Below are 20,065 nucleotides of genomic sequence, written 5' to 3'. Positions count from 1 at the left end.
AAGGTCTGTTATAGGTATCATTTCGGAAGAAATTCGTTTGTAAATGCGTCCTCCGGCTTCAAATCCGATTCAATAACCCCTTTGCTTCTCAAAAACTGCGCATAACCGCTCCATATTTCCGTCTTCATATGACCCCAGGCAGGCGCATCGGCAATGTACTGACCAGCCAAAAACTTCTGGCTTTCCACAGCCAATTGCTTGTCAATTTCCGGCGCATGTTTCAGGAGAAGTTCTGCGCTTTCCTCCGGGTGGTCAATGGCGTATTGGTAGCCCTTTTGCGTAGCCCTTAAAAATTTGCGCGCCTTATCCGGCTGATCAGCTAGGGTCTTCGTCCCAGCGATCAGAATTGGCGTGTAATAGTCCAGCGCAGGGTCCAACTCCCTGGCCGGGATATAGGTGAGCTCGACGCCCCTGAGCTTGGCCTCAATTCCAGTCCAGCCCTCGAATATCCAGGCAAAGTCAACACTTTTACGCGTAGCGGCAAAATAATCGTCACTGCCGATATCCACGTGATTCAGCTTGCTGTAGTCCGCACCGGCCTTTTCCATCACCGCTTGCAGAATGGCTTCCTCGGAAGGTGAGCCCCAGCCGCCATAGAATTTGCCCTCAAAATCCTTCACGCTTTGAATATTTTTGCTCTTGGGAGCGGCGAACCCGGATGTATTGTGCTGAATGATCGTGGCAATGGCCTTGATCGGCAACTTGGCTTTACTCGTAAGCGCATAGGTGACATCCTCCTGATAGCTGACGCCAAAATCGCCCTTGCCAGCAGCAATCAATGTCGCGGTCGTCCCTTCCGATGGCTGTATAATCTGCACATCCAGGCCCTCTTCCTTGTAGTAGCCCTTCTCTAACGCAACGTACAGACCGGTATGATTGGTGTTCGGGGTCCAGTCCAAAATAACGCTGGTCGACTCAAGCTTCTCCCCGCCTGCTGCGCCATCCTTCGCTCCGCTTCCGCCGCAGCCGCTCAAAATAACAGCGGAAACGATAATGACACTGAGCAATGCAAATAAGCTTCTTTTCATACAACATTTGCTCCCTTCTTACTGCTGTGTAGCTGCAATTTAGCATGTTGCTGACCGGATCGATCCATACCGTCTTTACAGCCCATTATTTATTATGATCTATTCCTATGAACTTACAATGATATAAAAAAATAATAACCCTCCATGCAACTGGAGAGTCAAGCGATACATTCATTTTTATGCGATGATAGGGGAAGAGATGATGAAGCGAACATTATATCGCTTGTATTGTACGGAATCCAGGGGGGAACAGCTATGCACTATGCACTGATTGATTGGGATAATACCCTGCATCGCGGATACACCATTTATGGACTGGCTGACCATCTGGTTGAGCAACAACTCGTCAGCGGGCAGTTGCTGCTTGTCTTCAAAGAACTGGAGCATCAATATTTGGCAGGAACCCTTCCCTATGCAGATTATACCGAGCGCACCTGCGCATCCTTTGCCAAGGCTTTGGCGGGCTGTTCGTTCGCCGACTACGTGGATGCGGTTCGGTCCTACCGCCCTTTGAATGAGGCCGGCCTTTTTCCGGATGCCTATCGGCTGTTTCAATTGCTGAACAAATATGGCATTCGCACATATCTTGTGAGCGGAGCGCCGCTTGACCTACTCGAAACCTATCGCGATCAGTTGGGGTTGCGAGACATCTTCGCCTTTCAACTTAAGACCGCGCACGGCAGGATCACCGGACAAGTCGCTCAAAATTACGGCTTGAACAAAGAACGCATCTTGCGCCATGCAAGCTTTCAATCCCTTGATTCCGTTCACCTGCTGAGCATGGGAGACGCTGTAGCCGACATCCCTTTGCTGAACAATAGCCTGATTCCCATCGTTGTCGGCAAGCATGACCTGACGCTGCGACCCGAATTGACGCCAATCCGCTTCACAAGGCAGGAATGGAATCTGGAGCTTGTTGAAGAGCGGATTCGCCAAGTTATAGAGCAGCCAATCAACCATTAAATCAGGATGCCGCCGTTGGTTCTTCCCGTGGAATATGGTATAATCACGGCACCATATTACAGATGCTGGAGGCTATGCCTTGCTTACCTTTGAACAGAAACTTGAGATTATTGAATCTTTCTCCGAATTGACGCGCAAAGATGTTTCACTCAAACGGGTCAACTTTCATTATGAAGACAGTATTCACGATAAGAAAAATGTCGTCTATCACTTGCACCCCAACGGGAACGGCTATGTATATGCCGAGCTGATCCTCGGTTATCCAATCGATGACAAAGGCTTCGTGAACATCCGGGATTTTACGGCAGACGAACTACGTTCAGTGATCGAGAAATCAATCTGGTCGTTGTCCGGCAAGCCTAAAACAGAGCCTAAAACAATTGCAGCCAGTGCCATTGCCGCCGGGCCGATCACAGAAATCTGGACCAACGAAGAAGGCCACACTCTCCTGTTAAAGCCAAGAGAGGACCTATGGTATGTATATGCCGGGGATGTGCTCGACATGGCGTTCGAAACCCGCGAGGAAGCGGAAGAATATCTGACTGAGGAAGGTTTTGCCCTGCAACAGCAAGCGTAAGCATATGGCTTGCGAGCAGGGCAGCCGTTTTTATTTTTTCAATCGGAAATCAGAAAAAGTCCATTAAATACGGCAGCCGCTCCGGGATACGGCTTTCCAGCAATCGGATACTGTCCTCCGGACCGCTGATACGGCCTGTCTCCCGGAGGAACGACGGCTTCCGCCCCCCTGCCAGAATAGCTGTTAACGACTGAATATCGCATTCTATTGCCTCTCCTGTCTGCACAGCTTCTTCACTGCGCTCCAGTTCTCCTGTACCCGCCTCATTCCAGCTCAAACGGTAAGTCCCGTTATTCCATGGCGCATACGCATCGGACAAAGTCAGCAATACCGACGCCCCATCTGTTGCCGCAGCCCATGGATACTGACTCACGAAGGCTTGCGCGTCCACGATACGCGACATGAAATACGGAATGACCTCTTGCTTGATTCTCGGATTGGACAGCAGGAATGGCAATTGGTCATCTGTCGGCACGATAAGGGACACTTCAGTAATCATCGAGTCATGATTTGCTATGTACGTCCACAGGGCCACCCGTGAATTCTCACTCGTGCTTACATATTCATGCACTGTCATGATCTGCTTCTCAATGTGGTAGAATATATAGCCTTCCGCTTCGTTCTGCTCATTGTAATAGACAGCCAGACGACCGCTGCGGTCCAGTATCCGTTCCTTCCACCATTCTTCCGTACGAACGACGTTTCCACTGTAACGGGAGGCGAACCGGTCGTAGACCGTATTCAAGATTTCAATATCAGGCTCCGGCATACGCTTGACCTGCCCCGAGGTCTCCAGCCGCCGCGGCAGTTGATCGGTCTCCATGGTATACTTCTTTCGCTCTATCGTCAGCTCATAGCCGAATTTCCGGTAAAAAGCGAACGCGAACGGATGAAGCATACTCAGTGATTGCCCGCTGCGCTTCATCGTCTCCAAGGCATGAACGAGCAGCTTGCTTACGCATCCTTGCCGTCTTGCTTCAGGCCATGTCGCAACAGATGCAATGCCGCCCATGGCGAACTTCTTGCCCTGAATCCACGCCTCCAGCGGAATCAGTCTGAGTGCGGACTGCAAGCTGCCCTGCTCGTCAAATACGCCCCAGTCCTGCTCATGCTTGTAGGTTAACCTCCTGGATTCCAAATCTGACGGACTGATCTGAAATTGGAAAGCAAACTGTGAAAGCTCCATCCTGTTATCATATTCGTCTGCGCGAAGCTGCCTGATCTCCATCTTTCCTAACGCCCCCAATCCTGAACTTGAACACTTATATCTATCGTATCAAAACCACTGCTTCCATAAAAGGAAAATATTAAACATAATCAGTTTCTATTCATGCATAATCATCGGCTGCCTCGTACGCCTCTTCATTGGCGATACTCTGAATATCCTCAGCGCTGATGCTCAGATAAATGTAACCGTCCGCGGCGCTTTTGCGGAGCGCCTGCTCCTTGATGAACTTCGAGCTGCCCTCTCCTGCATCCTCGTCATAGACCAGCAAAATACCGTCCGTCTTGCGAAACAGCAGCTCATCCCTTGCCCGAAACTGCCAAATTCCAGTATAAGGCTGATTGCTGACAGAACCGAAGTAATCCGCTCGCAGAATCAATTCCTCGTAATATTCCTTTCTCTCTTCCTTCCAATTTTCCTCCTGATTGGCAAACGCCGTGATGATCGCCAACTGCAAACGGGGATACTGCTCCTTGAGCGCAAGAACAGCCTCACACGCCCATAGATCGACTCCGTATTGCCCCGGCGTGATGACCCACTCGAGTCCTTCCTCAACCAAAGGAAGCAGACGCGATAGTATCGCTTTTTGAATATAAGCAATGCCTTTGTGCTTCTGACTAAATATGCCGAGCTCATGTGCCCGATAGCCCGTGATCAACAGGTTTTTCATGTCCTTCTCCCTATGTAAATGCCTCGTACGCTCCACCTTGCAGGCCTACTTCTCACTGCTCCACGCCATTCAACTCTGACCTCAATTTGGTCTTGGTCACACTACGCGCCAGTACGTCTAATCTGCACGGTTGCCTTTATCTTAACACTACCGCCGCACACTGGGAATGAAACATACGCTCGCCTTGCCGGGGACTGAGAGCCATGAACAGGTTTAATAAGCGGGAAATTAGGGTAAACAGAAACTGTTGGCCGAAGCGAGAGCAAATCTAGCTCTGGGCCAGCATCATCATGAAAAAGCATCCATCTACATCCAAAGAAAGCGAGGCGTTCATAATGGGAGCATTATATACGACAACAGCAACAGCAGAAGGCGGAAGAAGCGGAAGAGTGACGTCAGCGGACGGGAACTTCAATCAAGTGCTGACGGTCCCCAAGGAACTGGGCGGGGACGGCGCGCCCGGAACAAATCCCGAGCAGTTGTTTGCTGCGGGCTATGCCGCCTGCTTCGAAAGCGCGCTGCGTCTTATCGCACGCCAGCAAAAAATAAAGGTAGACGGTACAACTGTAACAGCGAGCGTATCGCTGCATAAAGACGGAGACGGCTACAAGCTGTCCGCTGATCTGAAGGTCAATATCCCTGGAGTGGATAAAGAAGAGGCTGCCAAGCTTGCCGAAGCGGCTCATCAGTTATGCCCTTACTCCAAGGCGACCCGTGGCAATATTGAAGTGAATCTGTCCGCAGAATAACTACAGGATCATTATAAGACTGCGCTTATTCCGCTTGACGATCAAATCCGGCCGGGAGCCGCATCATGCGGCTAACCGGTCGGATTTTTTTGGATGTCTCCGGCTTCATCTCCTACTGGCACTACATTATCTCCGAACGGCGAGCGCCATTGATTCAAAATTCCAGATATTATATAATCAAAGAACTCTATTTTTCTATTTTTCGTCGTCAATTGCAGGCTCCCCTATTTTCCATCCGGGGCGCTATTTTTTTGAAACAGAAAGGGGACCACAACCTTGCGCCGATCCAAAAAACCTCTCTTTTCCATCGTATTCGCCATTGTAGTCCTGAGCATCTTCCTGTCTGCCTATAATTTTCCCAAAACCATTGATGTGACGTATTCTGCAGTGCAATTCAGCGAGGGTGATCTGTCATCCGCACAGGAAACTTCTGTTCAGGTGGAAGGCACCTTGTCCCGGCCTTTATTTGGCGAATCCTCTTTCAGAGGCAAGCTAAGCGTGGAAGGGGATGAGTATGAATATACGAAGAGCTATGAGCTGATTGATGTGGTCTTTCACAAGGAGATCCGCAACGGCTTTGGCGGACTTACCTATACCTCTGCCATTAATGGCAAGCCTGACCTGAAATTATTGGGCGCACTCTGGATCAGAGGGGCTTTTGACCAGATGAAGCTGCAAGTTAATGATCCGGGCTCGTCCGATCCTGACTTCATTACAGCCCCTGCCGCGAATCTGGAGGAAGCGAGAAAAATCAAAGCCGACTTTGACAACGACGGGAAAAAGTAATATAAAATCATTTTTGAGCATCAAGAACAAACATCGAAGCATCTTGCCCCATAAATATTTTACTCCCGGTATAAAAAGTTTTGGACTGAATAGTCTTATACCCTATTTTCATCATTATGTCGGCTAGCTCTGCTTGATCGAATCCGTTATGAACGATATCTGACACGATATTTTCATTTTGATTAAAATCTACGATGAGCAAATGCCCTCCATCATTGAGAACATTGAATAATCTTGCTAAAACGAACTCATAATCATCAATATGAAGCAGAACTTGAGCCATAAAAATATAGTCGGCGCTTAACTCCGAAAAGCCTTCTTTTTCAAAATCAAAGCATAATGTATCTGCATTTCGAATATTGAAATCGGCAATTTTTTGCTCGATCTGATTAATCATGTTTGGTGATGTATCGAGAAACAGAATAGAGTGAAACTCGTTTGCCAAGTTCATGCCGACAAGACCGGTTCCGCAACCAAAATCGATAGCCTTCTTGCTTGTAGCGTCAACTACATATTCACGAATGGCATCCGATGAAACCTTGGCGGTCTGGATTCTTTCAGGAGTGTCGTATACGTTCGCGATCATTTCAAATTTATCTGTATTTCCCATGTTCACTTCTCCAATCTGTCCCAATGTAACAGGCAAGCTCTGTCACAATTACGTGACAGCCCCTTCCCAAAAAATGTCCATTTACGATTTTTATTTTATGAACTGAACGATAGGCTGGCAACTCGGTGTCGAGGCACTCGAAAAGTCGGCTGGTTTATGGATTGACATTGCAGAGTTGACCGGCACGTTATCATAATCGCCAAATCTCATTTCGTCAAGAGATAATGCGCAAATATACGGCATGATGAGTTCCCCCCCTTATGCTTTCGAAATAGGAATGAATATTCGAGTTTGAAGCACGATATCGCTTTTTCCAATTCATTCGGTTTCACGTAAAATTTTCTTTAGGTCGAAGGGAAGATAGGAGATTAAAAAAAGACAGAAGGAGAAGCTGTATGAACAGAGTGGACAAAATCAGATTTATGCTCCTTTACGGTGAAGCGCCTCAGGCACAATGTTACGGTTACATGGAACTGGATCAGAATGACCATATGATCGCGCTCTTCAATCAGTATGGCGAGGAAATAGACATGTATGGCGGACATGAATTTGTTAGGGTACGGACGCTTGGCAAATTCGATAACGAAGACCGCGATCATTTTTATTCCTTGTTAGAAAGTGATGGTGTAGGATAAGTTGCACGACAGGCCGGCAATCTGGTATCAAAGCATTACGAAAATCCGGGTTATTCGATTGATTACATGGTAGAGTTGACCGGCCTTTAAATCGATCGGGGGGATATGTTATGTTATGGTATCATTCAGCCTGCTGGCTATAATGGCAATTTCAAAAAAACGGGCGATCCGTTGCGGTTAGCCCGTTTTTAAAATTGGATGATCTTCGAGGTCTCCTCGAAACCGCAGGAGTTATAGAGCCGCAGTGCATTTACGTTCTCCATTCCCTTGCAACATACCTTGTCTTCGCTGTTTTCCAAAGACTTAAACCTCGTTACCCAAAGCTCCAATTTTTTATTACCGCCAAAAAGTTGTACAACCTGCCTTATCCATAATATTAAACTCGATCATCTTTTCGAGTAATGAATAATCAACCGGACGATCCCACGGGATACGAACTAACTCTTTCGTATGATCATAGCCAACCTTCGAGATTTCCTCAGCAAAACGAACCATCCCCGCTAACTCAGGGGAAACAGCGATATGTTTTTTGGATATGCTAAAGCCGATAATGTATGTTCCGTGATCGGTAAACATCGGTTGGTTCCACTTCATCGTTGGCATTAAATTGGGAAAGGTCTCCATTACCCGAGATAAAATATCTTCCATACGTGCTCGATGCTGCGGATCAATACGATCTAGGAATTCCGCAAACACTTCCATACTGTCCCTCCTCGTAAACTAATCAATACCCGAAGAAAGCATCCTTTTTGATATTCTGTTTGGCAACTTGATTGCCTTGTAAGTAGTTGGAAACCGACTCTACCATGGACTTCGGTCCCGCAATATAGTATTTGCCATTGTTCATATATAAACTGCTGAACTTATTTATCTCCTGGTGCAATTCTTCCCTTGAATCCAGATAGGTTACACTTGTTGAGGTCCTCTTGGAAATTTCATCAAGTTGATCCTTAAATAAAAATTTCTTATTCTCACCCATATAGAGAAGATAAATTTGTTTCTCGACTTCATTCCGCGCTTCTTCTATTTGTTTTAAGATCGACCGAAACGGTGTAATACCAATCCCGCCTGCTATCAGGAGTGTCGGGCTCTCATCTTTAAGATAAAAAGACCCTACAGGTCCGCGCATCATGATATTCATACCTTGTGTTAGTTCCAGCAACGATTTCTTATACTCACTCTGTTGTTTACCGATACGTGTTGTAATTCTGACCACATTCTCAGTTAGAGCAGATGACAAACTGAATGGGCGTGTATCATTTTTTATGGACTTATGTGTAATGCTGAACAAACCATATTGCCCACTCCTTTCACATCAAATCTATTCGTCTACTATTGCTGGCTTCGTCAGGTATTTATTGTTCCAACACCTTTACAAGCTTGTCGATCCATGCCATCCAACCATACTTAGCACCTGTAAGTGCTTGTACATTTGAAATCCCGGTTTGCTCAAGATGCAGGTTCACCTGCCCATCCCCTAAATCCTGTATCGTTAAGGTAACCGTATGCCTCTCTTCCCCGACCACCCAAGAAAAAGACAACAAATCCGGTTCGTCCACGATAAGAACTTCGCTGTCTACAATTCCATCCCAATACTCGTTCGGTTGGTGACGAAACTGGAAGCAATGTCCGACGACAGGCTTAAAATCGTTATCCGCAATCCAATTCGCTAACTTGCTAGAATCAGTCAAAGCTGACCACAGCTTCTCAACCGATGTCTTAAATTGAAAATCCATATTTAGTGATGAACTCATTCAGCATCCTCCTCTAATAGACGGCCTAAACGCATCATATTGTTATTCCAATACTTACTATAGAAAGCAACCCAATCTTCAACTGCCTTGAGAGGAGATGCGTTTAACTTGTATCGGGTTTCTCTACCCACTCTACGATCATGCACCAGACTCGCCTTCTTAAGAATTGTCAGATGCTTGGACACCGCCGTACGCCCCATTGGAAAATGCATGGTGATCTCATGAAGCGGTAACTCATCTACATCAGACAACAAATGGATCAGTCGGCGCCTTGTAGGGTCTGCAATCGCATCAAACACATCCCGTATTTGAGCAGCTTGGCTCATAGCAACCCACCAAATTCCCTTCTAAATAATATTAGTTAATCAGACACTATATGGTGTCCATTTAATTATAGGTCACCATTTGGTGTCGAGTCAATAAAAAAGGTGCCTGTTAAATGAATATACACTGTCAAACTTGAAAAGTGTGAGATATTATTACTAATAATGATGTTAAAAACCTCTTCTTGCATCTCAAGAAGAGGTTTTTAACAGACAAAAAGGAGGCCCAAAATGAAAAGTAACGATTTATTTTTTATTATTATCATCGTACTATTAGCACCGATATTATTCATTACTATAACCACATATTATACTAATAACTTAATAACTCAAATTAATTGGGGTGTAATCATTTCACTACTAATTTTCATTTCATATCGAGTAAACTCTTTATATCATTTGATTAAAAAAGAAAAAAATAATGGTTCAACCTAACATTCAGTGCTTGAAGAGCCTTGAATACTTCCATGCCTCTTCAACTACATATCGCTCTTCAGTCAATCTTTTGAAGCCGCCGATTGGGTCGCAGGGAAATATCAATCTGCCGGTCGGCATCCTTTCCTCTGGCATCCGGGTTTGAGTTGTAATAAAGAATATGCCGCTTGAGCATTGGAATGTGCGTAACGACACCCGCATCGGTCACATCGATGGTTGTCATCTGGAAGCGGTTCTTCTCCAACTCGACTACCCGATAAGCCGGTTGATCCAGACAAGCGGATACTTGAATAAACGTCCAGTTTTGCTGTGTGACAATGGAATCCGCATGGGCATGACCGTTAAAGTAGATGCCCGTCCCCTGCTTTTGCTTCAGGATATTCCATATCGGCACCTCAGGATGAAGCGAGCCTTTCACACGATCCGACCCTATGGTCGTATTATGAACGGGATGATGGGCGAAAATTATGACTGGCTTGGTGCCCGAAGCAAGGACGATCGCCTCCAGCCACTCAAGCTGCTCTTCATCCAGCCAGCCGCCCCCGTTGGATAATTCCATTTCTCTTGCTGTATCCAGAAATACCAGGATAGATGACCCGGCATCCAGCATATGATATTGTTGCTGGCCGGTAATCTCCAGCACTTCCCGCTTCGTTCGGGTATAGAGATCATGATTGCCAAGCACATGAATGAAGGTGCGGTTTCTGCGCCGCAGCATCTCGCTAACTTCCCTAAGCTCGGTGGCCGAGCCGGTGTTGGTCAAATCCCCAAGCGAAATATGAAGGTCCCCTTCTGTCTGCAAAAAACGCCCCAGCAAATTGCCATAGAACAGATTGCGCGCAACAAGCAAACCCGGAATCCCCGGGTCGACATCATGATAGTGCAAATCTCCCATAATAACCAGTTTCATGCCTGCTCCCTCCGGCCTTTAGTGTGTGCTGAGCTTTTATCTATCGTACCGCCCAACTATTGCGCCGCCATTAAATGAGGAAGGGATTTTTGTAAAAATTATTACAATTTTGTTAATCAGCTTCATCATTCATCCTGTTAACCATCTATACCGTCGTTCTTGCCGATGCGCTTCTTTCTGTAGACCCCAGGAGATAATCCGTACTTCTCACGGAACACCCTGTGAAAATAGGTGTAGCTGCTAAGTCCGGTCTCCGCAGCAATCTGCTCCAATGACATCACACTATGATCGAGCAGTTCAAGCGCATGAGCAAGCCGCAACTGTTGTACATACTGCATTGCAGACATGCCAAAATGCTCCTTGAACAGATGGACAGCACGGGACACGCTTAAGCCGGCATGGCCGGCAATGTCCGACAACCGGATTGGTTGCGCAGCATTCTCTTCAATGTAGTTGCGCATCTTCAGCGCATGAAAGGCGGGAAAGGACTGGGCCAAAGGCGCTTCTTCAATTGCCCGATCCAGCAAAATGAGCAGTGAACGGGCGAGCAAGGAAATAAGCTCCGGATCACCTCCGCTCAGCCGCCGCTTTTCACCAATTAATTGATGCCAGATTCCCTTGAGCCGTTCATCCACGACGATGGTTCTGCGGGTCTCCCGCTGGTTGAGCGTCCACCATTTATCTATTCCAGGACCGGAGCACATGACGAAATAATCGCCGTTTGGCTGCATCGGCTCGCCGGTCTTCCCTATTCTTAGTTTGTATGCATCGCCCGGCTTAAACAGCAGCAGATCACCCGGGCTGACCTCAGTAAATTGGCCATTAATCAGCGCCCGGCTGACCCCTTCGGTTTGCAATCGGATAATATAGGTATCCAGACTGTTTTCGTCCTGCTGAAATGGCTCTTGATGCCTCGAATATCCGCACAGCCGGATAAATATTTCCTCGGTTCTCATGCCAAGCCCTCTCACATTCATGATTTTATACAATCAGATCGTATAGGTTTACAATCATAATGTTTCTACAATGAATCGCGTATTCCTCCTATAATAATGACATGAACGGTTGAGGGTAAGCTTGAGTCGCGGACTATAATGACTTGAAATAAGGAGGTATCTTCAAAATGAGCAAACGGATAATTCGATTAATTCAGACCGAACAATCGCAAGACAGACTGGCAGAGAAGGATTCATTAACCTTTAAGACCGATGAGCGCGGCATAGAAAATCAGCTGATCCAGATTTATGATGACTTGACCTACCAGACAATCCTCGGATTTGGCGGCGCAATTACCGAAGCTTCTGCTGTAACAGCCTTCAAGCTGGGCGAGAAAAATCGCGATGAAATTATAAAAGCCTACTTCGATGCCGAGGAAGGCATCGGCTATAATCTTGTTCGAACGCATATTAATAGTTGTGATTTTTCAACCGACAACTATGCCTATGTAGAAGAAGAGGACCCGACCTTGTCGAACTTCGATATCAGCCGCGATAAGCAGGCCATCATCCCTTACATCAAGCAGGCCGCCGCCAAATCAGGGGACGACTTTCTGCTGTATGCCTCCCCTTGGAGCCCGCCGGCGTGGATGAAGACGAACGGAGAGATGAACAACGGCGGCAAGCTCAAGCCGGAATACCGCGAAGCATGGGCGCGCTACTATGTCAAATTCATCGAAGCTTATGAAGCGGAAGGCCTGCCAGTCTGGGGACTGACCGTACAGAATGAAGCCAAAGCAAGGCAGATTTGGGATTCCTGTATGTATACGGCTGAAGAAGAACGTGATTTCGTACGCGATTATCTCGGGCCGACACTCGAAACGGCTGGTCTCTCCCGAATCCGTCTGATGATTTGGGACCATAACAAGGAGCGCGTGTACGACCGTGCGAAGGTTGCTTTCCTGGATGAGCGAGCTTCCAAGTACATTTGGGGTATCGGCTTCCACTGGTATTCGGGAGATCACTTCGAAGCGCTGTCTGCGGTTCATGACCGCTTCCCGGACAAGCAGCTTGTCTTTACGGAAGGCTGTCATGAGGGCGGTGTACAGATCGGTTCCTGGAAGAGCGGCGAGCGTTACGCGCATGACATTATCGGGAACTTGAACAATTGGATGTCCGGCTGGACGGACTGGAATATCTTGCTTGACGAGCAAGGCGGACCGAACCATGTCGGCAACTACTGCGATGCGCCAATCATCGCGGATACGAAGAACGATTCCTTGACCTTCCAAAGCTCCTACTATTATATTGGACACTTCAGCAAATTTATTCGTCCAGGCGCGGTACGCATTGCCAGCTCCAAATATACAGATAAGCTGGAGACGGTCGCTTTCAAAAATCCGGACGGCAGCGCAGTTGCAGTCGTACTGAACCGTACGGATGAGGAACTGCCATATATCATTTCCAACGGCGGCGACATTGCGGAATCCAATATCCCTGCACATGCGATTCAGACTTTGCTCTTTCCATTGAACAACTAGCATGATTCGAGAATAACCGATGCGGCACACAGGCTCACACGCCTGCAACCGCATCGGTTCTTTTTTTACGCACATTTTGTATAACTTACAAGCCACGCTCCAATACCATCTCTGTCAGCAACTCTAGCTGCGCCTCCAGGGAGATAGGATCAAAATATAAAAATTTATTCATGGGCAGCTCAAACATCCGGTTATGCTGAACGGGCGACAGCAATTCCCACAGGTCTACCCCCGCAAACTGCTCCACCCCTTCCCCCTCATTAATTACAAACAAGTAATCGGAGTCCGAGACATAGTCCGGGAGCAACGGAGTCGGTATCCGCTGCTCGATCTGGATACCGCTTGCCATCATATGCTGAACGCTTGGCGAAGGCTTGAACCGCAAGCCCCGGTATATGGGCCAGCCGCAGCGTCCATAGTTTTCGCCAAATATGGAGAACTGGCTGCCGCCAGCCTCAATACGGAGGATGGAGGCCGTCTTGGTCTCTACGTTAATCCCGGCCGCCTGTATCCGCGCACGCGCTGCCGCAGCTTTTTTCTCGTAACGTTGTATGAAATCCTCTGCGTCCTTGCTGTGGTTAATAAGTCCGCCCACCAGTCGGGTTTCTTCATAAATGCCTCGTCGCCCATCATACGGGATAAGCACCGATGGTGCAATCTTCGCATATTGCTCATATCCGCGGGCGTTATACGTATTCATCAGAATCAGGTCCGGCTCCAGGCTCGCCAGCAGCTCCATAGACGGATCTTCGCCCACATTTACAATCTCTGTCTCCATGTCCTTGAGAAATTCGCTGCCACCCCACCATGTTAAATTCGCGCCCACCGGCTTGACGCCCATCGCCGTCAATATGCCGCCATAATACAAGGCTACAACCCGCAGCTCCCGCCTGCGCTCGCTGATGAAGTGTTTGGGAGACAGACCAACCATCTGCTTGAACCTTCGGCTAAAATAATAAACATCCTGAAAACCGGCATTGCGGGCAATCGTGCTCACCTGATCATTGGAGCTTAACAATTGTGTTTTCGCCTGATTGATTCGCAGTTCGGTAACATAATCACTTGGAGTTACTCCCGTTAACTCCTTGAATAAATATGTATATTGTCTGCTCCCCATATTAGCTTGTTCGGCCAACAGCTTGATGCTCATATTGCGGGTAATATCCCCGTGCAACTCATCAATTGTCCGGATAACAGCACGGCGGGGATCACGCCCGGATACATGCAAATTTCTTGCACACAAATAATGCAGCAGTTCCTGCAGCCGGATATGCTGCTTAAAGGCTGCAAGATTATCTGTATTTTCCCGGTGTGTATACATGTCCTTCAGCAGCGCAGACCACTCGGGGAGCGGCTGAACATTTAGTTTGCCGGATAACAGAAACCCTTCTGTCCCCTGACTGTCGCGGGATGCATTCGCCGCGGCCTCCGTCTGCTCCGCCCGGAATATCAGCTTGTAAAGCTCCAGTTCCTGGAGAACTGTATTCGCCACTTCTACCATACTTCCCGGATGAATGAGGAAGCAGCAGCCTTTTGAGAGTCGGAACCTTTTACCATCTATGTACACGATGCCATTCCCTTGCAAGATGCTAAGCAGCATATAATCCGTTAGATACATCTTCTTTGGCTTGGGAGCAGCCGGGTAACGCTCCACTTCAATTCTCAACAAGGTGAACAGATGAGTTTGAAACGGTAGGCCCGTACGGATCATTTCACAAATGCACTCCCTTCCTGCAATCAAATGAGAATGATTATCAAATATTTATTTTCATTTTAACTAAAGAAGGGGAGAGTTTCAATGAGAGATTATGGCATGGCAGCTTGAGGTCGGCGTCTCAGCAATGCTTCTTCATAACGAAAATGCACCAGCCGGGTCAGATTGTCTCTAACTACGGCGGTGCATCTCATCATCCCGGCTCCTGACGGAGCCTTATGGGCTATGAACTACTTTTTGCTTAACAATAGGTCTGCCAGCAAATCAAGCTGCGCATTCATCGAAATCGGATCAAAATAAAAATACTCTTTCCCCAGTTCAATCACCTTATTATTCTTGACTGCAGATATGCTATTCCACAATTTGTTGTTCTGAAGCAGATCCACGCCTTCTCCTTCATTAGAGACGAAGATATAATCTGCGTCCGCTACATACTCCGGCAGCAGCTCCATCGCCAATTGCTGAATTATTTCAACATTTTGAGCTTTAAGCTCTTTCTGAATACGTTCCGGCATTTTAAGCTTCAGTCCCTCATAGATCGGCCAACCGCCGCGTCCGTAATTTGCTCCGAAGACGGCGAATTGGCTTCCTTTTCCTTCAATACGGATAATCGCAGCTCTGGCATTCTCATCAATATGGCCTGCAATTTTCGCCCGGGCTGCTGCGGCCTTTTCTTCAAAGAGGGACACCAGTTGCTCTGCACCGCCTTCTTTGCCAACCAGATCTGCAACCAGTTTCGCATCATCAAATGCATTGCGTTTAGCATCATAAGGGATGATTACGGTAGGAGCAATTTTGGAGAGCTGATCATAATTATCCTCAGTGTTCATAATAATCAGATCCGGATTCAGCTTGGTCACCGCCTCCAAAGATGGCGGGCCGCCAACATCTGTGATGCCATTCGATTCCAGCTCCTTCAGGAATGGACTGCCGCCCCACCAGGTCAAATTCGCACCGACTGGCTTCATATCAAAGGCAAGCAAGATATGATGATAGTATAATGCGACGATTCTTTGCGGGTGTGCAGGGATTTCAACATCTCCTTTCGGCGTGCTGACGATACGAGTTTCCGCTGCTTCCGATGGAGAAGATGTATTACTTTCTCCTTGTGTATCCTTATTATTCGTACGCGAACTTTGACCGCTCTGCATCCCGTTCGTGCCTTGTCCGTCTCCAGTTTTGCTGCCGCACGCAGTAATCATCGTCAAGATGATCAGCAGCACGGCCCCCAACCATACATATTTGTTCCTTTGAGCCAACATAAGTGAAACCTCCATTGTGATAATTATTCTCATTTGCAATTATAGGAGAGATAACCGGCATGAACAATAGAAAATTCCGATTAAAAACATGCATTTCTCTTAAAATGTTGTCGATTTGTACAAAACGAATAGGCTTCTCTGAGCCATAAATGATAAAAATCAAAAAGCCGGACACGACTCAGTCCGGCTTCTTGTGCATAAGGAAAGGGCAATGTACACGAACAGTATCGCGACTACCAGCACGATTCAGTTCAGCCATAACCCTTGGATCATATTCATTTTACTGAAAGCGATACGTCCAGAAACGCTCTGTACCGAAGCGTTCCTGAAGCTCCTTGTCAGTATACTGCTTTCTCCCCAGAAGCTCCGCAGCCTGGAATTGGGAGCGGTGCGCCTGAATAGACGCCATTTTATGCTGGAGAAAATCCCGAACATCATTCTCTATATCAGGGCGGCCGACCGCACGCTCATGATCTCTTGAAAATGCCAAACAGTGGACTTTCGACCGCTTCGCTTCCGGCAATCTGGCAATCGTACGGACAACCGCAGCTCCGCAGGCATCATGATCAGGATGCACCGAATAGCCGGGATAGAAGGTAATGACCAGTGACGGATTTAGCTCCTCAATCAAAGCTCCGATGTTGGCATCCAGCAGCCCCTGGTCCTCAAATTCAATCATTTTATCGTGAAAGCCAAGCATTCTCAAATCCTTGATTCCAATCGCGCGGCAGGACGCCTCCAGCTCCTGCTTCCGGATTTGCGGCAATGTCACGCGGGTTGCGAATGGCGGAATCCCCATATTCCGCCCCATCTCTCCCAGTGTCAGACACGCATAGGTTACCGGAGTTCCGCTATTCAGATGCATGGCCAAAGTTCCCGCTATCCCGAAGGATTCATCATCCGGATGTGGCAGTACAACAAGAATATGCCGTTCCATATTGTTCTTCATCTCCTGTTCAGCAGCATGTTGTCGCTATATATAAGTTAAACGAATGACTTTCGAATACGGACCGCCGTACAGTGAATTCGGCTTGTATGGTTTCAAATCGTTTAGAATGGTTCCTTGCTCAGTTGCAAGGCCACAATCAGCTTGCCCTGGCTATCATGCCCCGCCAGGATCAGTCTTTCACTTTCACTTTCCTCATAATGTGTCAGTCCTTCGGAATAAATCCATCCTGCCTCTGCTTTCAGCCCGATCCGGTAAGGACCGTTCCCGGAAATGGAACCGTGGGAATAACGAATCACCGCATTGGTGATGAAAGTTGCAGCCGGGTGCTTCGAGCTGTCCAGGTGGGCAGCGTAAGCTCCGGTTGTCATTTCAAGATGAATGTATAAATCCTGGTCCTTGAGCCGGTCGATCCGGGACTGAATATCTTCCGGATGAATATGCTGCATTGTGATGCCCCCTGTACCTCAATTTATATGAATCAAAGCTTATCCTAACTTTTCAAAAGCTGCTCTTCATTAGTATAGTCCTAAACATGAGATCATGCAAAACTGTGATTGCCCCAACTTGAACAACATGCTGTTCAGCTCAACTGGAAAACTTGGACCAGCTTACTATACGGATATATCATAATCAACCTGAATTTCACAGTAGAAATATAACTAAATTTTTCATATTCTTACAGCTCGTCTTCACAACATTGTAAAACAATGATATAGTACATGAAACCGGATTTTTCCTGTTTATCCATTTCCACTTTTTTATTATCCCAGCAATTGAAAGGAGTGTTTCTCAAATGATAATTCATGTAGCCCTTGTAACGGTGATGAACGCTTAAAACTGAATACGGGCAGCTCATGCGCGTATAGATGACCGGCACGCTACTGCTTCAGCTTCTGGCTGGAGTCGGTTACGTTTATTTATGCTTGCATCCATGCCCTCTTGTCAAAGTAACCTTTCGTGAATACTGTTAACTGCAGGCACACTTGTTAAGGTGTGTTTTTTGTTGTTTTTCAACTAAAGTGCAGCAGAGCAGCCTATGCATGTAAATGGCTGCTTGCTGTGCTTTTTTGACATGCCCATTGAAAATATGAACAGAATCTAAAAAACCGGAGGCAAAAGAACATGAATACAAACATTGAAGATTATGGCATCTCCCCTATAAAAGAATCCTCAGATTCATCCGCTCCAATACCTGGACGAGTCACCGCTGTACATCGGGAACGCTATGAGGTTGTCTGTCAACACGGGGAAGTTGGTGCCAGGCTCAAGTCCGGCGTTTACTACGGCAAGGCCGAAAATGAATTGTTCCCTACCGTTGGAGATCATGTGATGCTCCAGTACAGCCCCGGGGGCGACAGCCTGATTGTCAAAACCGGTGAACGCAAGTCGGCCTTCTCCCGCAGTGATTACTCGGGCCATGGCGCAGGCTATGTGAAGACCATACGGGAACAGATGGTTGCTGCAAATTTTGATTATGTTTTTATTATGGCATCGCTCAATAATGATTTTAATACGAAACGGGTCGAGCGCTATTTGACTATGGCCTGGCAAAGTGGTGCTCAGCCTGTCATTATTTTAACCAAAGCCGATCTGTCGGATCAGGTACCGCAGCAGGTTCAGCAGGTCAGGAACATCGCAATTGGAGTTGACGTATTTGCGATCAGTTCCAAAACAGGAGATGGTCTTATCGAATTGCAAAGCTATTTGCAGCCGCGAAAGACCATTGTATTTCTTGGCTCATCCGGTGTAGGCAAGTCCAGTCTGGTCAATGCGCTCGCTGAGGAAGACATTATGAAAGTAGCTGGCATTCGGGAGGACGACTCCAAAGGACGCCATACGACAACCCATCGGCAGCTTACATTGCTGAACAATGGCGTGATGATTATTGATACGCCCGGAATGCGTGAGCTGGGGCTATGGGATGCGGATACGGGGATTAGCGAGACATTTTCCGATGTAGAGTCGCTATTTAAACTGTGCAAATTTTCCGACTGTGGACATGATACAGAGCCGGGCTGTGGAGTCAGGAAAGCGATAGAGCAAGGGGAACTCGATGAGAATCGCTGGCGCCGTTACTTGCAATTGAAGAAGGAGAACTTATTTGTCACAGATAAATCCGCCTACCTTCGGGAACGGAAACAGTGGCATAAGTCGATATCGAAAACATTAAAAGAAAGCAAAAAACAGCAATAACACGGCAAGGCTAACCGGGTCAGTTGCTATCCGCTTGCCTGGATAATGAATATGTTCAGACCTAAGTTCTTCAAGTAAGTCATCATGAAAAATGCTTAGGTCTGAACGATATCAATTTGAACGAAAGAAACGGAACAGGACCTCTACTTTAGCTAAAATAGAGTGATCCGCTCATATAAATATATTGCTGCAAGGCTTGAGAGCCGTTCAGATCAGACCAGCCCCCGACTATGGCGAGCAAGGTTCCAGCTGGGACAGGGACATTAATTGTATTATTTAAAGCGGTTAGAATTGTTGATGTCGGGTTATTCACCCCCGGCAGGAAACCGCTTGACGAGTAAGTTACCGATCCCGGACTAATTGTAAAATTATAAGTTCCCGGGGCTGCGGTAGCTAATGCGATATAGGGTCTGAAATTACTCGCTGCAATTGGAGTAAACGCTGCATTATTATTAAAGCTGGCAGCGATCCCCGTCAATGTCACAGCTACTGGGAAGGTGAAGAAGAACTGGTTGTTATCTGTAGCAAAAGGTACGGTAAATGTGCTTCCTCCGGTTAATAAAATATCATTTCCAGTTCTTCCAAAGGTAAGAAGGTTTACATTCAGAGAAACTCCTGATGCATTCGTGCTTGGCAGAGCCGTTCCACGACCGGCGCCTCCGACTGATGAGAACGGAATCACAAGTCCGCCAGACCCTGCAGGACCTGTTGCTCCCGTCGCTCCTGTCAAGCCCGCTTCTCCCGTTGCTCCTGTCGCTCCGGTCACTCCCGCTTCTCCCGTTGCTCCGGTCAAGCCTGCTTCCCCG

Annotated in this window: 23 protein-coding genes; 7 read left to right on the top strand and 16 right to left on the bottom strand. The window is 47.3% G+C overall.

Features of this window, described 5'->3' with window-relative positions; all coding sequences use genetic code 11:
* Positions 1–17: 17 nt before the first annotated feature.
* The gene (locus tag JFN88_RS15145; RefSeq protein ID WP_199020112.1) at positions 18–1,028 is read right to left on the bottom strand and encodes an ABC transporter substrate-binding protein; all 1,011 of its coding nucleotides are present in this window, start codon (positions 1,026–1,028) and stop codon (positions 18–20) included.
* A 255-nt stretch (positions 1,029–1,283) separates the two neighbouring features.
* On the opposite strand from JFN88_RS15145, the gene JFN88_RS15140 reads away from it, so the two are divergent.
* Entirely contained in the window at positions 1,284–1,991 is a 708-nt protein-coding gene (locus JFN88_RS15140; RefSeq protein WP_199020111.1) for an HAD family hydrolase, read from the top strand.
* 79 nt (positions 1,992–2,070) lie between these two features.
* Positions 2,071–2,568 carry a hypothetical protein gene (locus tag JFN88_RS15135; RefSeq protein ID WP_199020110.1) on the top strand — a complete coding sequence of 166 codons (498 nt, stop codon included), beginning with the start codon at positions 2,071–2,073 and terminating at the stop codon, positions 2,566–2,568.
* A 49-nt stretch (positions 2,569–2,617) separates the two neighbouring features.
* On the opposite strand, the gene JFN88_RS15130 is transcribed toward JFN88_RS15135, so the two are convergent.
* Both JFN88_RS15130 and JFN88_RS15125 read right to left on the bottom strand, forming a co-directional pair.
* Positions 2,618–3,796 (bottom strand): GNAT family N-acetyltransferase, encoded by a 1,179-nt coding sequence (locus JFN88_RS15130; protein WP_199020109.1) that lies wholly within the window; start codon positions 3,794–3,796, stop codon positions 2,618–2,620.
* Between the two features lie 100 nt (positions 3,797–3,896).
* Positions 3,897–4,463 carry an SLOG family protein gene (locus JFN88_RS15125; protein ID WP_199020108.1) on the bottom strand — a complete coding sequence of 189 codons (567 nt, stop codon included), beginning with the start codon at positions 4,461–4,463 and terminating at the stop codon, positions 3,897–3,899.
* A 335-nt stretch (positions 4,464–4,798) separates the two neighbouring features.
* On the opposite strand from JFN88_RS15125, the gene JFN88_RS15120 reads away from it, so the two are divergent.
* A complete protein-coding gene (locus tag JFN88_RS15120) occupies positions 4,799–5,212 on the top strand; it encodes an organic hydroperoxide resistance protein (protein WP_199020107.1) in 414 nt (137 codons plus the stop codon).
* A 71-nt stretch (positions 5,213–5,283) separates the two neighbouring features.
* On the opposite strand, the gene JFN88_RS15115 is transcribed toward JFN88_RS15120, so the two are convergent.
* Positions 5,284–5,424 carry a hypothetical protein gene (locus JFN88_RS15115; protein WP_199020106.1) on the bottom strand — a complete coding sequence of 47 codons (141 nt, stop codon included), beginning with the start codon at positions 5,422–5,424 and terminating at the stop codon, positions 5,284–5,286.
* A gap of 64 nt (positions 5,425–5,488) precedes the next feature.
* On the opposite strand from JFN88_RS15115, the gene JFN88_RS15110 reads away from it, so the two are divergent.
* The gene (locus JFN88_RS15110) at positions 5,489–5,998 is read left to right on the top strand and encodes a hypothetical protein (RefSeq protein ID WP_199020105.1); all 510 of its coding nucleotides are present in this window, start codon (positions 5,489–5,491) and stop codon (positions 5,996–5,998) included.
* A gap of 7 nt (positions 5,999–6,005) precedes the next feature.
* On the opposite strand, the gene JFN88_RS15105 is transcribed toward JFN88_RS15110, so the two are convergent.
* Positions 6,006–6,608, bottom strand: a complete 603-nt coding sequence (locus JFN88_RS15105) for a class I SAM-dependent methyltransferase (protein ID WP_199020104.1) — start codon at positions 6,606–6,608, stop codon at positions 6,006–6,008.
* Between the two features lie 395 nt (positions 6,609–7,003).
* Here JFN88_RS15105 and JFN88_RS15100 point away from each other — a divergent pair, with 395 nt between their 5' ends.
* Positions 7,004–7,243 (top strand): hypothetical protein, encoded by a 240-nt coding sequence (locus JFN88_RS15100; protein WP_199020103.1) that lies wholly within the window; start codon positions 7,004–7,006, stop codon positions 7,241–7,243.
* Positions 7,244–7,579: 336 nt separating this feature from the next.
* Here JFN88_RS15100 and JFN88_RS15095 read toward each other — a convergent pair whose 3' ends face one another.
* From JFN88_RS15095 to JFN88_RS15070, 6 genes are all read right to left on the bottom strand, one after another.
* Complete coding sequence (locus tag JFN88_RS15095; RefSeq protein WP_199020102.1) at positions 7,580–7,945, bottom strand: iron chaperone; 366 nt, start codon at positions 7,943–7,945, stop codon at positions 7,580–7,582.
* 22 nt (positions 7,946–7,967) lie between these two features.
* Positions 7,968–8,534 carry an FAD-dependent oxidoreductase gene (locus JFN88_RS15090; RefSeq protein WP_199020101.1) on the bottom strand — a complete coding sequence of 189 codons (567 nt, stop codon included), beginning with the start codon at positions 8,532–8,534 and terminating at the stop codon, positions 7,968–7,970.
* A 64-nt stretch (positions 8,535–8,598) separates the two neighbouring features.
* A complete protein-coding gene (locus JFN88_RS15085; RefSeq protein ID WP_199020100.1) occupies positions 8,599–8,997 on the bottom strand; it encodes an SRPBCC family protein in 399 nt (132 codons plus the stop codon).
* A complete protein-coding gene (locus JFN88_RS15080) occupies positions 8,994–9,323 on the bottom strand; it encodes an ArsR/SmtB family transcription factor (RefSeq protein WP_199020099.1) in 330 nt (109 codons plus the stop codon). The genes JFN88_RS15085 and JFN88_RS15080 overlap by 4 nt, the downstream gene beginning before the upstream one ends.
* Before the next feature lie 490 nt (positions 9,324–9,813).
* Complete coding sequence (locus JFN88_RS15075; protein WP_199020098.1) at positions 9,814–10,665, bottom strand: metallophosphoesterase family protein; 852 nt, start codon at positions 10,663–10,665, stop codon at positions 9,814–9,816.
* A 137-nt stretch (positions 10,666–10,802) separates the two neighbouring features.
* A complete protein-coding gene (locus tag JFN88_RS15070) occupies positions 10,803–11,621 on the bottom strand; it encodes an AraC family transcriptional regulator (RefSeq protein WP_199020097.1) in 819 nt (272 codons plus the stop codon).
* A 167-nt stretch (positions 11,622–11,788) separates the two neighbouring features.
* Here JFN88_RS15070 and JFN88_RS15065 point away from each other — a divergent pair, with 167 nt between their 5' ends.
* Complete coding sequence (locus JFN88_RS15065; RefSeq protein WP_199020096.1) at positions 11,789–13,141, top strand: glycoside hydrolase family 30 protein; 1,353 nt, start codon at positions 11,789–11,791, stop codon at positions 13,139–13,141.
* A gap of 85 nt (positions 13,142–13,226) precedes the next feature.
* Here the strand turns inward: JFN88_RS15065 and JFN88_RS15060 are convergent, their stop codons facing one another.
* The 4 genes from JFN88_RS15060 to JFN88_RS15045 form a co-directional block, all read right to left on the bottom strand.
* Complete coding sequence (locus JFN88_RS15060) at positions 13,227–14,852, bottom strand: helix-turn-helix domain-containing protein (protein WP_199020095.1); 1,626 nt, start codon at positions 14,850–14,852, stop codon at positions 13,227–13,229.
* Positions 14,853–15,085: 233 nt separating this feature from the next.
* Positions 15,086–16,117, bottom strand: coding sequence for an ABC transporter substrate-binding protein (locus JFN88_RS15055; RefSeq protein ID WP_199020094.1), 1,032 nt, complete (start codon positions 16,115–16,117; stop codon positions 15,086–15,088).
* A gap of 280 nt (positions 16,118–16,397) precedes the next feature.
* On the bottom strand, positions 16,398–17,054 hold the full coding sequence (gene bshB2 / locus JFN88_RS15050; RefSeq protein WP_199020093.1) for a bacillithiol biosynthesis deacetylase BshB2: 657 nt from the start codon (positions 17,052–17,054) through the stop codon (positions 16,398–16,400).
* 113 nt (positions 17,055–17,167) lie between these two features.
* Positions 17,168–17,512, bottom strand: coding sequence for a YojF family protein (locus tag JFN88_RS15045; RefSeq protein WP_199020092.1), 345 nt, complete (start codon positions 17,510–17,512; stop codon positions 17,168–17,170).
* A 676-nt stretch (positions 17,513–18,188) separates the two neighbouring features.
* On the opposite strand from JFN88_RS15045, the gene rsgA reads away from it, so the two are divergent.
* Positions 18,189–19,259 (top strand): ribosome small subunit-dependent GTPase A, encoded by a 1,071-nt coding sequence (rsgA, locus tag JFN88_RS15040; RefSeq protein ID WP_199020091.1) that lies wholly within the window; start codon positions 18,189–18,191, stop codon positions 19,257–19,259.
* Positions 19,260–19,407: 148 nt separating this feature from the next.
* Here rsgA and JFN88_RS15035 read toward each other — a convergent pair.
* On the bottom strand, positions 19,408–20,065 hold a 658-nt coding region (locus tag JFN88_RS15035), incomplete at its 5' end, for a collagen-like triple helix repeat-containing protein (protein ID WP_199020090.1).

Source organism: Paenibacillus roseus, from assembly GCF_016424485.1.
Taxonomy (GTDB): domain Bacteria; phylum Bacillota; class Bacilli; order Paenibacillales; family Paenibacillaceae; genus Paenibacillus_D; species Paenibacillus_D roseus.
Note: the sequence above shows the minus strand (reverse complement) of the source record. Positions and strands in the feature narration are given on the sequence as shown.